Below are 15,892 nucleotides of genomic sequence, written 5' to 3' on the forward strand. Positions count from 1 at the left end.
AGCACGCCACGAACCGCCGGACCCGGCTCTGCTAGGTCCGGCGGTTTGCTGTCTGCCAGTCGAGCGCGTCGGACATTGCGCGGCGCCGATACCAAGCGGCGAAGAACACCAGTGCCAACAGCAACTCGGCCAGGTCGCCGCCGTAATACATCAGCTGGGCAGCGGCCTCGATCTGCGCCAGATCGTGTGCCGAGTCACGTGGAAAGCCGTAGGCGTACATCAACTTGCCGAGCACGGCATGAGCGGCGATGGCAACGAACAGCACCCCTAACCGCAGCCACATACCAGGCCGATGGGGCGCGGGATCCGGCCCGGCAATCGACCAGCTGAACAGGTAGCCGGCCAGGACGAAATGCAGCTGCAGCCAGACATGCAGCAGTGGCTGATTGAAGCTCAGCTGATACAGCGGCGTCAGATACAGCACATAGAGCCCGCCGATATCCAATAGCAGCGCCGTAACCGGATGGCTCATGCAGCGCACCAACGGGCTACCCGCGATATCGGTGAGACGCCGTGCGGTGACCACCGGCACGCTACGCAACAATAGCGTACCGGGCGCACCGAGCATCAACGCGAGGGGTGCGAACATGCCCAGCAACAGGTGTTGAGCCATGTGCCCGCGTAGGTCGGCATGGCCCCATTCGACCATGGGTGGCGACAATGCCAGCACCAGCAAACCACAGCCAAACGAAAAACTTACCAGCCGCCAGCAGTGCCAGGCCTTGCGACGTCTGCGCTGCGCACGCACACCGAGCACATAGGCGAACCACAGGCTCAGGGTGAGTAAGACCAGCAGGAAGGTTCCGGCCAGCGTCAGCAGATGGGCCTGGTGAGACATCGTCTATCCGCCCCGCAGTGGCACGGCTCGGCCGGGCCCGAGCTGTCGCGAGATGATGAAGCCAATCACCAGAAGCACGACACCGAAGCCGTTCCAGGCCAAGTCATAGAGCCAGAGCTCATCGACATAACGCACCTGATGCAGGCGCAACAGCTTGTGGTTGACGATGCCGTCGAACAGCTGAAACCCGCCGGCACCGAGCAACAGCCCGGCCCATGCGGCCCGCTGCGACACGGATCGCTGACGGCTCAGGCGCATGAACAGATAGGCGCCTGCCGCCAGCATGAGCAACTCGGCGGCGTGAAGCAGCCCATCGGATAGCAGCGCGATGGCGAGCGTGGATCGGTCGAAGAAATGGTGCCAGGCAAGAAGTTGATGAAAGACGATCTCGTCGACCGCCGCCATCAAACCGATCCCGCAGAAGATCGTCGAGATCAGGCTACCTCTGGCATCGACGGGGGTGTCGCTCACGATGGCCTCCGGGAGTTGACGGTTGGTTTGCATGCAACTCGGTACGCTCGATCAAGCCCTTTAGTGAGTGACTGGGGGCGGCTACAGGAGTTCGCCACTCACTTGATCCAACCGGGCGAAACGCAGCTGCCGGTTCAGTAGAATCCACCTACTTTTCTTGTTGATATACCGAGCCACCGCACCATGACCCAGCCCGAACTGCTGTCGCCTGCCGGCACCCTCAAATCCATGCGTTACGCCTTCGCCTACGGTGCCGATGCCGTCTATGCCGGCCAACCGCGCTACAGCCTGCGCGTGCGCAACAACGAGTTCGACCACGCCAATCTGCGCCTGGGCATCGAGGAGGCCCATTCCCAAGGCAAGCAGTTCTACGTGGTGGTCAACATCGCTCCGCACAACGCCAAGCTGAAAACGTTCATCAAGGATCTGGAGCCGGTGATCGCCATGGGCCCGGATGCGCTGATCATGTCCGACCCCGGCCTGATCATGCTGGTCCGCCAGAACTTTCCGGAGATGACCATTCACCTCTCGGTGCAGGCTAACGCGGTGAACTGGGCGAGCGTCGAGTTCTGGCGCCAGCAGGGCCTGACCCGCGCCATCCTCGCGCGCGAGTTGTCGCTGGAAGAGATCGGCGAGATTCGCGAAAAGGTGCCGGGCATGGAGCTGGAGGTCTTCGTCCACGGCGCGCTGTGCATGGCCTATTCCGGACGCTGCCTCCTCTCGGGCTACATCAACAAACGCGATCCCAACCAAGGCTCCTGCACCAACGCCTGCCGCTGGCAGTACAAGGCACACGAGGGCAAGGAAGACGAGCTGGGCAACATCGTCCAGCAGTACCAGCCGATCCCGGTGCAGCAGCTCGGCGCAGGCGGCATCCAGCCGACCTTGGGCGCTGGCGCGCCGACCGATCAGGTGTTCCTGCTCGAAGACAGCAGCCGCCCCGGCGAGTTGATGGAGGCCTTCGAAGACGAGCACGGCACCTACATCATGAACTCCAAGGATCTGCGCGCCGTGCAGCACGTCGAGCGACTGGTGCAGATGGGCGTGCATTCGCTGAAGATCGAAGGTCGCACCAAGTCCCACTACTACGTCGCGCGCACCGCGCAGGTCTACCGCAAGGCCATCGACGACGCGGTGGCCGAACGGCCATTCGACAAGTCGCTGATGGACACCCTGGAGTCCCTGGCCCACCGCGGCTACACCGAGGGCTTTCTGCGCCGTCACGTGCATGATGAATACCAGAACTACGAACGTGGCTTCTCGCTTTCCGATCGCCAGCAGTTCGTTGGCGAGTTGACCGGCGAACGGCGCAACGGGCTCGCCGAGGTCATCGTCAAGAACCGCTTCGCCGTCGGCGACCGCCTGGAGTTGATGACTCCGCAGGGCAATCTGAACCTCCGCCTGGAAGCGCTGGAAAACAAGCGGGGTGAGCGCGCCGAGGTGGCACCTGGAGACGGCCATGTGCTCTATCTACCCGTACCGGAAAGCGTCGACCTGCAGCATGCGCTGCTGATGCGTGAGCTGGACGGCGACACGACTCGCGGCTAATCGGGAAGACGCGGTTTATGGACCGTTGGCTGCCGCAGGATGGGCGTTCACCCACGCTTTTCGTTGAGTAGCCAAATCGCTGGGAGATCGAAGCGGAACGCCGCCCGACCAGACTGAGAGCGGTCTCGCTTCCAGCTTTTTTTTCAAGCCAGCAGTTTGACGAACTCGCCAGCCGGAACCGGCCGACTGATCAGGTAGCCCTGGACTTCGTCGCACTGATGCGCCTTGAGAAAGTCCATCTGCTCCTGGGTTTCCACACCCTCGGCCACCACCTTCAGTTCCAGGCTATGAACCATGGCGATGATGGCGCGGACGATAGCGGAGTCTTCGCCAAACTGATCGAGCTCCGAGATGAACGACCGGTCGATCTTGACGAAGTCCACCGGGAAGCGCTTCAGGTAGCTGAGTGAGGAGTAGCCAGTACCGAAATCGTCGATCGCCAGTTTCACGCCCAGTGCGCGCAGCTGATGACTGATGCTGACGGCATTGTCGACGTCATCGAGCAACTGGCTTTCGGTCAGCTCCAGTTCCAGCCGGTCCGCCGGCAGGCCGGTCTCCTCCAGCACCTGACGCACCAGACTGACCAAATTCCCCTGGCGCAGCTGTTTGACTGAAAGGTTCACCGAGACCCGGATCGCCGCCAGTCCATCCAGCTGCCATTGCCGGGCTTGCCGGCAGGCCTCACGCAGGACGAACTCGCCCAACGGGATGATCAGGCCGGTCTCTTCAGCCAGCGGGATGAAGGAACCCGGCGCCATCAAGCCCTGCTGTGGATGCCGCCAACGCACCAGCGCCTCGGCAGCGTCAAGGCGATCATCCACCACGTCCAACCGCGGCTGGTAGAAGACTTCCAGTTGCCCCTCGTCGAGCGCGCGACGTAACTGATTTTCCAGCTGCAGGTTTTCCAGACTGGAGGTCTGCAAGCGCTCGGTGAAGAACTGCAGCGTGTTGCCGCCCAGGTGTTTGGCATGCTGCATCGCCATGTTCGCCTGTAGCAGCAGCGAGGTAGCTTCGCGAGCATTGTCGGGCATCAAGCTGACGCCGACGGACGCACTGACCACCAGCTCCTGGCCATCGACAAGCACCGGCTTGCTGATGCGCGACAGCAATCGGCTGCCGCTGTGCGCCAAAGTCGACAGGCTGCCATAGCCCTCGAGCACGACCACGAACTCATCGCCAGACAGCCGCGCGATGGTGTCAGCATCGGAGAAGGTGTGCGACAAGCGGCGGGACACTTCGCGCAGTAGCTGATCAGCCGCTTCGTGCCCCAGGCTCTGGTTGAGCAGCTTGAAACGGTCGAGGTCGATGTAGAGCACCGCCAGGCCGCGATTGCTGTTGCGCGCACGCTCGCAGGCTGCGTGCAGACGGGCCTTGAGCATGCCGCGATTGGCCAGTCCGGTGAGTTCGTCGAAGTGCGTCAGATAGCGCAGACGCTCCTCTACCTGCCGTCGGACGCCGATGTCCGAAACGAATGCCACCACGTTGCTGATGCGGCCTCGGCTATCACGAACCACCTGCAGCTGGGCCCATTGCGGATAGACCTCGCCGTTCTTGCGGGTCTCGATCAACTCGCCCTGCCAGCATCCATCCTGCTCCAGCGACTCGCGAATTGACGCGTACTGCTGACGGCTGTCCTCTGAACTGGCCAAGCGGGCGACGCTGCGCCCGATGAGCTCCTCACGCGTGTAACCGGACAACGCACAGCAGGCATTGTTGACTGCCAGCACGCGGAACTCGGCATCCATGATTGCCATGCCCTCGCTCGCCGCCTCGAATACGGCAGCTGCCAGACGCTGTTGCTCAGCCTGCCGATGGGTTTCGCTGACATCCCGACGGGTGCCGATCATTCGCACCGCACGCCCCTTGGCGTCGCGTTCAATGACCCGACCGCGATCCTCCATCCACAGGCAGCTACCGTCCGGCCGCAGCGCCCGGTACTGAACCCTGTACAGCTCGGTTTCGCCCTTGAAGTGGGCAATGATTTCCTTGCGTACTCGCGGCAGGTCTTCGGGGTGAATCTCCGGCCGTTGCGGGTCAATCCGCCGCGCCGAATCGTTCTGGCCGATGCCGAACACCACTTCCATGCGCGAATGGTGCACCTCGCCCTGTTCGATATTCCAATCCCACAGTCCCAGCTCGCTAGCTTCGAGCGCCAGGGTCAGTCGCGCCTCGCTTTCACGCAGCTCAGCGGTGCGCTCGGCCACGCGTTGCTCGAGCCCGTCATAGGCTTCGCGCAATTGATCTTCGGCGTGTCGGCGCTGTTCTACTTCGCGCGCCAGCTCACCGTTCAGCTGGGTCGCTTCGCCGCGAATGTGTTGAAGGCGCGCGATCAGCAGTTGGTTTTGGCAGCGCTGACGCAGGCTCGCCGTCTGCAGGCGATTGGTCTGCCAGGCGATCATGCTCAGCATTGCCAGCACGATGACGGTCAGCACGCCCCAGCCCTGGCGCAGCGCCTGGCCACTACTCAGTAATACAAACGCGGCGGGCAGCAGGCTGGGGATGGTGAAAACCAGAAATGCACGCAATGAAACGCCACTCGCGACGCTAGCGGCGATGATGACCGAGCCGACCGCACCATACAGTAGGGTCTGTTGAAGGAAATCGTCGTTGGGAATCAGTGCCACGATCGCGTAGCAGAGCGTGACCGCCGTAAAGGCACTGCCGAGCAAGAAATGTTGCCGCCATTGCGGACGCTGTTGATCGTCCGCCTCGGCCTTATCGAACGCGTACGCCTGATGCAATCGCAGCAACGCTAGCAACAGCGTCCAACCCGACCATAGCACCAGCTCCAGCGGCGGCGCCTCGTTCCACAGCAGCCCAGCGAAGGCCAGGCTGGCGAAAATCATCAACAACAGCGAGGCCCGGGAGCCCTGATAAAGCAGTCGCGTACGCTCAGTCCGTTGATCGAGGTCAGCGAGGTCGAGTACGGCCTGATTCTCCTTGGCCAGTGACACCGTTGGGGTTGATTGAGCGGAATCGATCATCATGCCGTCTTGTAATAGGGTGTCTGTAAGGGCGTCAAGGCGCTGCAGTCACCGACCGATGATGGCATGTTGCTAGTCCCTGCAATAGCCCGTTCCGACCAATGAACGAGAACCGCCGCTCACCTCGGGTTGAGAAAACGCAAAAACCAGGCAGACCGAATCCGAACCACCCCGCGCAAACCCACTCGCAGCCAACGCTCAAACGATCGTACCTCCGCGCCCGTCCGTTGCGCGAGCCAGCCGGGTCGGTTTACGGCTAGAATGCGCCGATGCATGACGATCTCTCCCTCCTCCTGAACTCCCTCAACGATGCCCAGCGCCAGGCCGTGGCCGCGCCGCTGGGTCGTCAACTGGTCCTCGCCGGTGCCGGCTCGGGTAAAACCCGCGTACTGGTGCACCGCATCGCCTGGCTACACCAGGTCGAACGGGCATCATTGCACTCGATTCTTTCGGTGACCTTTACCAACAAGGCCGCCGCCGAGATGCGCCAGCGCATCGAGCAGCTGATGAAGGTCAACCCACAAGGCATGTGGGTCGGTACCTTCCACGGGCTTGCACACCGTCTGCTGCGCGCGCATTGGCAGGAAGCGAAGCTGGCGCAGAACTTCCAGATCCTCGACTCCGACGACCAACAGCGCCTGGTCAAGCGAGTGATCCGCGAACTCGGCCTCGATGAACAACGCTGGCCGGCGCGCCAGGCCCAGTGGTGGATCAACGGGCAGAAGGACGAAGGCCTGCGGCCCAAGCACATCCAGCCCAGCGGCGACCTGTTCCTGGCCACCATGCTGAGCATCTACCAAGCTTACGAAGAGGCCTGTGCCCGCGCCGGCGTAATCGACTTCTCCGAGCTGCTGCTGCGCGCACTGGACCTGTGGCGGGACAATCCGGGGCTGCTCGACCACTATCAGCGGCGCTTCCGCCATATCCTGGTGGACGAGTTCCAGGACACCAATGCCGTGCAATACGCCTGGCTGCGCCTGCTGGCCAAGGGCGGCGAGAGCCTGATGGTGGTGGGCGACGATGACCAATCGATCTATGGCTGGCGCGGCGCGCGGGTGGAAAACCTGCACCAGTTCAGCGAAGACTTCCCGGATGCCGAAACCATCCGCCTGGAGCAGAACTACCGCTCCACCGCTTGTATTCTCAAGGCCGCCAACGCGCTGATCGCCAACAACCAGGGCCGCCTCGGCAAGGAACTCTGGACCGAGGGCTGCGAAGGCGAGCCGATCAGCCTCTACGCCGCCTTCAACGAGCACGACGAAGCGCGCTACGTGGTGGAAAGCATCGAGAGTACGATCCGCAAGGAAGGTCTGGCACGTAGCGAGATCGCCATTCTCTACCGCTCCAATGCGCAGTCGCGGGTGCTCGAAGAAGCCCTGCTGCGCGAGCGAATCCCCTACCGGATCTATGGCGGCCAGCGCTTCTTCGAGCGTGCCGAGATCAAGAACGCCATGGCCTACCTGCGGCTGATCCAGACGCGCGACAACGACGCAGCGCTGGAGCGAGTGATCAACGTGCCGGCGCGTGGCATCGGTGAGAAGACCGTCGAAGCCCTGCGCCAGTTGGCCCGCCAGCAAAGCACCTCGATGTGGGCCGCGCTGCACCAGGCGGTCGGTACCAAAGTAGTCTCGGGCCGTGCGGCCAGCGCGCTGAACGGCTTCGTCGAACTGATCGACACCCTTGCCCTGAAGGTGGAGGGCATGCAGCTGCACAACATGGCGCAGCTGGTCATCGAACAATCCGGACTGCTCGCCTATCACCGTGACGAGAAAGGCGAAAAAGCCCAGGCACGGGTGGAGAACCTCGAGGAACTGGTTTCCGCCGCGCGTGCCTTCGACAACTACAGCGAAGACGAAGAGGACGAGCAGACGCCACTGGCCGCCTTCCTCGATCACGCCTCGCTGGAAGCCGGCGAGCAGCAGGCCGGCGATCACGAAGACAGCGTGCAGTTGATGACGCTGCATAGCGCCAAGGGACTGGAGTTCCCGCTGGTGTTCCTGGTTGGCATGGAAGAAGGGCTGTTTCCGCACAAGATGAGCCTGGAAGAACCCGGCCGTCTGGAAGAAGAACGCCGGCTGGCCTATGTCGGCATCACCCGCGCCATGCAGCAACTGATCATCACCTATGCCGAAACCCGGCGCTTGTACGGCAGCGAGACCTATAACAAGGTCTCGCGTTTCGTCCGCGAGCTGCCACCTGCACTGGTCAGCGAAGTGCGCCTGAGCAATACCGTCAGCCGCAGCTTCAACACCCGCGGCATGAGCGGTGGTTCGTTATTCGACGGCGCCAACGTACCGGAAACCCCGTTCAACCTCGGTCAGCGTGTCCGCCATTCGCTGTTCGGCGAAGGCACCATCCTCAATTTCGAAGGTTCCGGCGCTCAGGCACGCGTCCAGGTGAATTTCGAAGACGAAGGAAGCAAGTGGTTGATGCTCAGTTATGCCAAACTGGAAGCGCTATGACGTATACGTCAACCTGTACCCATACTAATAAAATCGCCAAAGGAAATACCCATTCATGAAACGCCGTCACTTGTTTGGTGTTGCCGCAGCCTTGCTTGCTTCGCTCAGCCTTGCCGGCTGTAAAGACGAAAAGAAGGTCGAGCCCACCCCCGAGCCGAAGGCCACTGCCGCCAGCGAAGCGCCGCAGAACTTCAATTGGAAGATGGTCACCGCCTGGCCGAAGAACTATCCGGGCCTGGGCACCGCCGCCCAGCGCCTGGCTGACCGGGTCAACGCGATGAGCGATGGCCGGCTGACCATCAAGGTCTATGCCGCCGGCGAGCTGGTTCCGGCCTTGGAAGTGTTCGACGCCGTCTCCCGCGGCACTGCCGAAATGGGTCATGGCGCGGCCTACTACTGGAAGGGCAAGGTGCCAACGGCGCAGTTCTTCACCTCGGTACCCTTCGGCCTGTCGACCAGCGAAATGAATGCCTGGCTGACCCGAGGCGGCGGCCAGGCATTCTGGGATGAAGCCTATGCCCCCTACGGCGTCAAACCCATGGTGGTGGGCAATACCGGCATGCAAATGGGCGGCTGGTTCAACAAGGAAATCAACTCGCTCGACGACCTCAAGGGCCTGAAGATCCGCACGCCCGGCCTGGGCGGTGAAGTACTGAGCCGACTCGGCGCGACCACCGTCAACATGCCGGGCGGTGAGGTCTTTACCGCACTGCAGACGGGTGCGATCGATGCCACCGACTGGGTCAGTCCGTATAACGATCTCGCCTTTGGCCTGCACAAGGCTGCCAAGTACTACTACTACCCCGGCTGGCAGGAGCCACAGGCCGTGCTGGAGCTGCTGGTCAACCAGAAGGCCCTCGACAGCCTGCCGGACGACCTGCGCGCGATCCTCACCGAAGCCGCTCTTGCCGCCAGCCGCGACATGATCGACGACTACGTCTACAACAACGCCCTGGCGCTCGAACAGCTCAAGCAACAAGGCGCTCAGCTCAAGCGCTTCCCCGATGAGGTACTGACTGCCATGCGCGAGCAGGCAGACGTGGTTCTCGGCGAGCTGGCCGCGCAAAGCGAGCTGAACGGCCGTATCTGGGCGTCGATGAAGGCATTCCAGGACCAGGTCAAACCGATGCACGAGATCTCCGAGAAAGAACTGTACAACTGGCGCTGAGCCAGGCGACTGCTGCGCTTGTCGAGGTCGGCAAGCGCAGCGAAGCAAAAGCCCGAAACACTCTGCAACTGGCGCGCCCGAACCGAGGCGTGCACCATCTGCTCCGTACCTTCGTCCAACCAGGAATACCAAATGCAACGTGTGCTCAGCATTTTCATGGCGCTGTGTATCGGCCTGACCCTCAGCCTCGACGTCCACGCCAAGCGTTTCGGCGGCGGCAAGAGCTTCGGCTCGGCGCCTAGCCATCAAACCCGACAGGCGCCTCAGCAGACCCAGGCCGCGCCGACTCAGGCAGGCAAGACATCCGCTGCTGCCAGCGGTGCGTCGCGCTGGCTCGGCCCGTTGGCCGGTCTCGCCGCTGGTGGCCTGCTGGCCTCCATGTTCATGGGAGACGGCTTCGAAGGCATCCAGTTCATGGATATCCTGATTTTCGGCGGCATCGCCTTCCTACTGTTCCGCTTCCTCGCCGCCCGCCGTCGCCAGCAGCAACCGGCCATGGCCGGTCACGCACCGATGCAGCGCGAGATGCCTGCGCAACCGTCGATCTTCGGCAGCAGCGCCGCGCCGGCCGCAGCGCCGGTGATCAACGCTCCCGCCTGGTTCAACGAGCAGAGCTTCGTGGCGGCGGCTCGCGAGCATTTCATGTCGCTGCAGCAGCACTGGGACGCCAACGAAATGGACAAGATCGCCGAATTCGTCACGCCCCAGCTGCATGAGTTCCTCCAGCGCGAGCGTGCCGAGCTTGGCGACGCCTACCAGTCCACCTACATCGACGATCTGCAAATCCAGCTCGACGGCGTGGACGACCAGGCCGACAAGACCATCGCCACCCTGACTTTCGTCGGCGTATCGAAGAATTCGCGCTTCGACCAGGGCGAGCCCTTCAGCGAAAGCTGGCGCATGGAACGTGCACAAGGCGAGAACCAGCCATGGCTGGTCGCGGGTATCCGCCAGAACGCCTGACCCGCGCAGCGGTCACTCACAAACCCGGGCTAGCCCGGGTTTGTCGTTTCTGCGACTCGCGGTTTACTGCTTGATTCGGTATGACGACCGAAGCCCGGCGGCAGCGAGCGGCAAAAGGGCTCGCTGGATTCATCCCCAGCGTTTAACAAACGGGACGCTCCATCCAGCAACATGGCGCATGGGTTAGACAGGATCGTTGCACAGTTAAACTTACCGAATTCGCTCATCTGCTTTGAAACAGGCCGATGCAACTTCCCGGCGGGCTGAGCTGAACCCTGCGAAGAATTAAGCGTCTATTCAGATCGCGAAGTAGAAAAAGAATGGAGTCCTGCGTGCCAGGCAACCTCGCAACAGGGTTCAGCGCCGTCGGCACGACTCGCGCACCCACTGCCCTTTCCTCACCGAATCGCAATCCGGGTCCTCAGCTATGAGCAGTGTTCGTCTGCCTTCGGTCGACCGTTTGCTGCGCGCACCCGCTTGCGAGCCGTTACACCAGCGCTACGGCCGCGAAGCGCTGCTCGGCACCCTGCGCGACCTGCTCGACGAGCTGCGTGAACCGGCTCGCCAGGGCCAGCTCGCCGCGCTGGAGCTGTCCGAAGCAGTGCTCGCCGGTCGTGCCGGTGAGCGCCTGGCCAACCAGCATCGCAGCCGCGTACGCCGTGTGTTCAACCTGACCGGCACCGTACTGCACACCAACCTTGGCCGCGCCCTGTTACCGGACGAAGCCATCGAGGCGATTACCCTGGCGGCGCGCTATCCACTGAATCTGGAGTTCGATTTGGCCAGCGGAAAGCGCGGCGACCGCGACGACCTGATCGAAGGGCTGATCCGCGAGCTCACCGGCGCCGAAGCCGTCACGGTGGTGAACAACAATGCCGCTGCCGTGCTGCTAGCGCTGAACAGCCTTGGCGCGCGCAAGGAAGGGATCATTTCCCGCGGAGAGCTGATCGAGATCGGTGGCGCCTTTCGCATCCCTGACATCATGGCCCGCGCCGGCGTGAAGCTGCACGAAGTGGGCACCACCAACCGCACCCACGCCAAGGATTACGAGGCCGCGATCAACCCGCGCAGCGGCCTGCTGATGCGCGTGCACACCAGCAACTACAGCGTGCAAGGCTTCACAAGCAGCGTCGCCACGGCCGAACTGGCCGCCATCGCGCGCGCCCATGGCCTGCCGCTGCTCGAAGACCTGGGCAGCGGCAGCCTGGTCGACCTGTCGCGCTGGGGATTGCCGAAAGAGCCCACCGTGCAGGAAGCCTTGCGCGACGGCGCTGACATCGTCACCTTCAGCGGCGACAAGCTGCTCGGTGGTCCACAGGCGGGGCTGATTGTCGGCAGCCGCGAGCTGATCGGCAAGATCAAGAAGAATCCACTCAAGCGCGCCCTGCGTGTCGACAAGCTGACCCTGGCGGCGCTCGAAGCAGTGCTCAACCTCTACCGCGACCCCGATCGCCTTGGTGAGCGCCTGACCAGCCTGCGCCTGCTGAGCCGCCCACAGGCAGACATCCGCACACAGGCCGAACGGCTCGCGCCGGCGTTGACCACTGCGCTTGGCGAACACTGGCAGGTCGCCGTGAGCGATGCGCTGGGCATGATCGGCAGCGGCGCACAGCCGGTAGCACGTCTGCCGAGCGCTGCGCTGTGCATCCGCCCGCAGCAGCCCAGGCGCCTACGCGGCCGTAGCCTGCGCCAGCTCGAAGAGGCGTTGCGCTGCCTGCCAATCCCGATTCTGGGCCGAGTTGCCGACGACGCACTCTGGCTCGACCTGCGCCAGCTGGACGACGAGCCGGCCCTGCTTGAGCAGCTGCCCCACCTGCAACGGGAACTGGCGTCATGATCATCGGCACAGCCGGTCATATCGACCATGGCAAGACCGCCTTGCTCAAGGCGCTCACCGGCCAGCAGGGCGACCGTCGTCGCGAAGAGCGTCAGCGCGGCATCACCATCGACCTTGGCTACTTGTACGCGTCCCTCGGCGAGGCGGACCTCACCGGATTCATCGACGTGCCCGGCCACGAGCGCTTCGTGCACAACATGTTGGCCGGAGCCTGCGGCATCGATTGCGTGTTGCTGGTAGTGGCGGCCGACGACGGCGTGATGCCACAGACCCGCGAACATCTGGCCATCATAGAGCTGCTGGGCATTCGCTGCGCCCTGGTCGCGCTGACCAAGATCGATCGGGTCGAAGCACCTCGCATCGCCGAAGTGAGCGCTCAGATCGAATCGCTGCTGCAACCCGGGCCGCTGGCTGGAGCGCCAGTCTTCCCAGTCTCCAGCATCACCGGCGAGGGCATCGACGCGCTTCGTTCGGCACTGGTAGAACAGGCCGCCGCAGTATGCGCGCGCCGCGAAGACGGCCATTTCCGTCTGGCCATCGACCGTGCCTTCAGCGTCACCGGCACCGGCGTGGTGGTCACCGGTACGGCTTTCGCCGGACACGTCAGCGTCGGTGACGAGCTGTCTCTTAGTCCGGCCGGGCGCACGGTTCGGGTGCGCGGGTTACATGCCCAGAATCAGGTCTGCGAGCAGGCGCGAGCGGGCCAGCGCGTAGCCCTGAACCTCGCCGGCGACCGTCTAGCCGTAGAGCAGATCAGCCGCGGCGACTGGCTGGTGACGCCCGAACTGCAGGCCGCGACCCGACGCCTCGACATCGAATTCAGCCTGTTGCCCAGCGAAACCCGTGACCTGCGTCATTGGACGCCGGTACACATTCACCTCGGCGCGCAGGATGTTACCGGCCGCATCGCGCTGCTGGAAGGCGAATGCCTAGCGCCCGGCGGTCACGTTCATGCGCAATTACTGCTCGATGCGCCGGCGCATGCCGTGCACGGCGATCGCGTGGTACTGCGCGACCAGTCCGCCCAGCGAACCCTGGGCGGCGGACGGGTGCTCGATCCCTTCGCCCCGCCACGCAACCGACATCGTCATGCACGCCTGGCCGTGCTGCGCGCGCTGAGCGGCGACACACTCGAAGATATCCTCCCGGCCTTACTGCCGAGCGCCCTCAATGGCCTGGAGCCGGCCCTGCTGGAGCGTCAGTTCAATCGGCCACGGCATACCTGGCGCCTACCCGACGAAGCGCTGGAAATCTCCACTCGGCTGGGCCCGCGGCTATTCGAGCGCGGCACCTGGGACTACCTCGGGCAAAGCCTGGCAGCCTCCCTGCAGCGCTTCCATGAAAGCCAACCGGACGAACTCGGCCCGGATCGCGACCGTCTTCGCCGTTACGCCTTGCCCCAGCTGGAGCGAGCTATTTATCTCGCCGTGCTGGACCAGGCACTGGCAGCCGGCATGATCGAAGCCAGCGGTCCCTGGCTGCACCTGCCCGGACACCGAATACACCTGAATGAAGAAGAAGAAGTCCTCAAGGCCCGACTATGGCCATTGCTCGAAGCGGCCCGCTTCAACCCGCCTTGGGTGCGCGACCTGGCCAGCGCACTGGACGTCGAAGAGGAGCGGGTTCGTCATCTGCTGCGCAAACTTTCGCGCATCGGCGAGCTGCAACAGGTCGTCAAGGACCTCTTCTATCCCGACGCGACCATTCGCCAGCTGGCCAACCAGGTATTGGAGATGGAACGCCAATCCGGAGTAATCCGCGCCGCCGCCTTCCGCGACCAGGTCCAGCTAGGCCGCAAACGCAGCATCCAGCTGCTCGAACACTTCGACCGCATCGGCCTCACCCGCCGCTTCGGCAACGAACGCAAGGTGCGACGCGACAGCGCCTTGGCCTCGGACGCCGAGCTCAGGTAGGCTGCCAACTCACTCCAACCCTGCCCACCCGGGCACGCGTTGGAAGGCAATCGCACCCGGTGGTGCGGCCGGGCTTCAAATCCTGTGTTTGCTATATTCAATAGCGGCCTATAATGGAAAATGCTAGACGCATCAGGGCGACTTCGAAGATTTACCGGCCTTTGTTGGCGAGTGTCGGACTATCATTTCGACACTTTTTCGACACAGCTGGCACCCCAGCCATATGCAGAGCGTGCCGAGCTCGACGATCAAGCTTATCTTTTAAAGCATCGCTGGCCTTAGTTAGCGTCATCCTCATCTTCAGAGGCAATTTCAGCCTCTTTCTTTTTTCTAAATTCTTCTTTGAACTCGGCAAACGAGCGTCGGATCTTCAATTCTTTATCTGCTGCCCCTCTATAGTTCCCCGAGAGGAACTCTTTAAGCAGCTCCATTTTTAATAATACTCGCCTTTCATAAACCAACTCACCAGGGATTCCAAGCCCGCCAGCTGAGAAGAAACTGTTATCTTTAGCAAGGATTGACAGCTTTGCCAAAAGTAGCCTCTCTTGATGTATTTCGAATACTTTTGACAATAACATGTAGATAATCTTGAGGCAGATAATCATTACCGTCCCAAGTAAAAACGCGATTGGCAATCGAGACACGAACAGATCAAATGCACTTACAGTTTGAAGTATGGATGGGTCGTTAGATAAGGCGGCCGCCGAGGCTATTAGCCTCCAAAGGCAGAAAGCCACCACACAAAGCAGAGCTACTCCAGTCCAAAAGTAGGAAACAATGTTACCCTTTCCCTGCTCGACGTATGAACTAAACTCTTCCATGAACACGTTTTTATTTGCTAATAGAGCTTCTAACTCTTCTCTATTATCTTGGACAGAATCAACAAGGTGCTGGTTTACCCTCTCGTTCTCCTGAATTCTCTGTTCGAGGTCAGCAGACTGCTTGCTCACAACGCTAGCTTTTGCCTCAAGCTTAGAAACTTCCATTTCAATAGCTTCAAGTTTCTCCTGATTTTTTCCAAGATCGCTTAAAACCGAATTCAGTGAGTCCTTGCTTTCAATTTCGGCAGCTTCTGCGCCGGCTATATCGCTGTTTATCTTGTTCAGATCGGCAATTAGCCTGGTTTTATTTTCGCTAAATTTTTTAGCTGCCGCTAAATACACGGTTGTATTAGCGCAAAAGTCGGCGAAATCCTCAGAATTAAAACCGGTTATATTAATCTTCTCACACACCGGAGGCTTGGAAAGTAGTGTCTTTTTTATATCAAAGAACTTTATTTCCAGCTCAACCACAAAGTCTTTTGGATAGCAATCCAAGTATCTTTCAAACATGTTTAAGGGGACTTCTCTCTCGACCCCTCTAGAATTCAATATGCGTACACTAACATGATTCGCCAGCCTCTCGGCTTTTTCTTGTTCTTTTAGCCATATAGTAAGATCATATAACCATAAAGGCTCAACTAGCTTTATTGTTATCTTTCCGTTCTGGAGTTCTACATTTACATCTCTGTAGGGGTTAACAAGATTGCCTTGCTTACCACCGATCTGCATGTACTCCAAATTTACCGGTGGTGGCGCTGTTACCGCAGGCACATTTATTTTTTCCAAACTATCTATTATCTTTTTATTTTCTGATCCGGACACTACTCACCCCCAGGGAAAATCCATTTAAACGACCAACTAGAAAACGCTACTGCGTACCGCCCCGT

At 61.2% G+C, this 15,892-nt stretch carries 10 protein-coding genes; 6 read left to right on the plus strand and 4 right to left on the minus strand.

The features are described 5' to 3' along the window. Window positions 1–31: 31 nt before the first annotated feature. Both ACL0K2_RS12425 and ACL0K2_RS12430 read right to left on the minus strand, forming a co-directional pair. On the minus strand, window positions 32–838 hold the full coding sequence (locus ACL0K2_RS12425; protein WP_052679262.1) for a cytochrome c oxidase assembly protein: 807 nt from the start codon (window positions 836–838) through the stop codon (window positions 32–34). 3 nt (window positions 839–841) lie between these two features. Further along, complete coding sequence (locus ACL0K2_RS12430; RefSeq protein WP_413042749.1) at window positions 842–1,309, minus strand: DUF2243 domain-containing protein; 468 nt, start codon at window positions 1,307–1,309, stop codon at window positions 842–844. 183 nt (window positions 1,310–1,492) lie between these two features. On the opposite strand from ACL0K2_RS12430, the gene yegQ reads away from it, so the two are divergent. After that, the gene (gene yegQ, locus ACL0K2_RS12435; protein WP_413042750.1) at window positions 1,493–2,857 is read left to right on the plus strand and encodes a tRNA 5-hydroxyuridine modification protein YegQ; all 1,365 of its coding nucleotides are present in this window, start codon (window positions 1,493–1,495) and stop codon (window positions 2,855–2,857) included. 143 nt (window positions 2,858–3,000) lie between these two features. On the opposite strand, the gene ACL0K2_RS12440 is transcribed toward yegQ, so the two are convergent. Beyond that, entirely contained in the window at window positions 3,001–5,841 is a 2,841-nt protein-coding gene (locus tag ACL0K2_RS12440; RefSeq protein ID WP_045160173.1) for a putative bifunctional diguanylate cyclase/phosphodiesterase, read from the minus strand. Between the two features lie 269 nt (window positions 5,842–6,110). On the opposite strand from ACL0K2_RS12440, the gene uvrD reads away from it, so the two are divergent. The 5 genes from uvrD (at window position 6,111) to selB (ending at window position 14,184) form a co-directional block, all read left to right on the plus strand. After that, window positions 6,111–8,303 carry a DNA helicase II gene (gene uvrD / locus ACL0K2_RS12445; protein ID WP_413042751.1) on the plus strand — a complete coding sequence of 731 codons (2,193 nt, stop codon included), beginning with the start codon at window positions 6,111–6,113 and terminating at the stop codon, window positions 8,301–8,303. A 55-nt stretch (window positions 8,304–8,358) separates the two neighbouring features. Continuing rightward, entirely contained in the window at window positions 8,359–9,471 is a 1,113-nt protein-coding gene (locus tag ACL0K2_RS12450; RefSeq protein WP_239609920.1) for a TRAP transporter substrate-binding protein, read from the plus strand. A 132-nt stretch (window positions 9,472–9,603) separates the two neighbouring features. Then, on the plus strand, window positions 9,604–10,434 hold the full coding sequence (locus tag ACL0K2_RS12455) for a Tim44 domain-containing protein (protein WP_413042752.1): 831 nt from the start codon (window positions 9,604–9,606) through the stop codon (window positions 10,432–10,434). Between the two features lie 427 nt (window positions 10,435–10,861). Next, window positions 10,862–12,271 (plus strand): L-seryl-tRNA(Sec) selenium transferase, encoded by a 1,410-nt coding sequence (selA, locus tag ACL0K2_RS12460; RefSeq protein ID WP_045160169.1) that lies wholly within the window; start codon window positions 10,862–10,864, stop codon window positions 12,269–12,271. Then, entirely contained in the window at window positions 12,268–14,184 is a 1,917-nt protein-coding gene (gene selB, locus ACL0K2_RS12465) for a selenocysteine-specific translation elongation factor (RefSeq protein WP_413042753.1), read from the plus strand. Before selA ends, selB begins: the two co-directional genes overlap by 4 nt. A 278-nt stretch (window positions 14,185–14,462) precedes the next feature. Here selB and ACL0K2_RS12470 read toward each other — a convergent pair whose 3' ends face one another. Further along, window positions 14,463–15,827: a hypothetical protein gene (locus ACL0K2_RS12470; RefSeq protein WP_413042754.1), complete on the minus strand. Its 1,365-nt coding sequence runs from the start codon at window positions 15,825–15,827 to the stop codon at window positions 14,463–14,465. Window positions 15,828–15,892: the final 65 nt, after the last annotated feature.

It is taken from the genome of Pseudomonas sp. YJ42 (assembly GCF_047225135.1).
Classification (GTDB): Bacteria; Pseudomonadota; Gammaproteobacteria; order Pseudomonadales; family Pseudomonadaceae; genus Stutzerimonas; species Stutzerimonas stutzeri_E.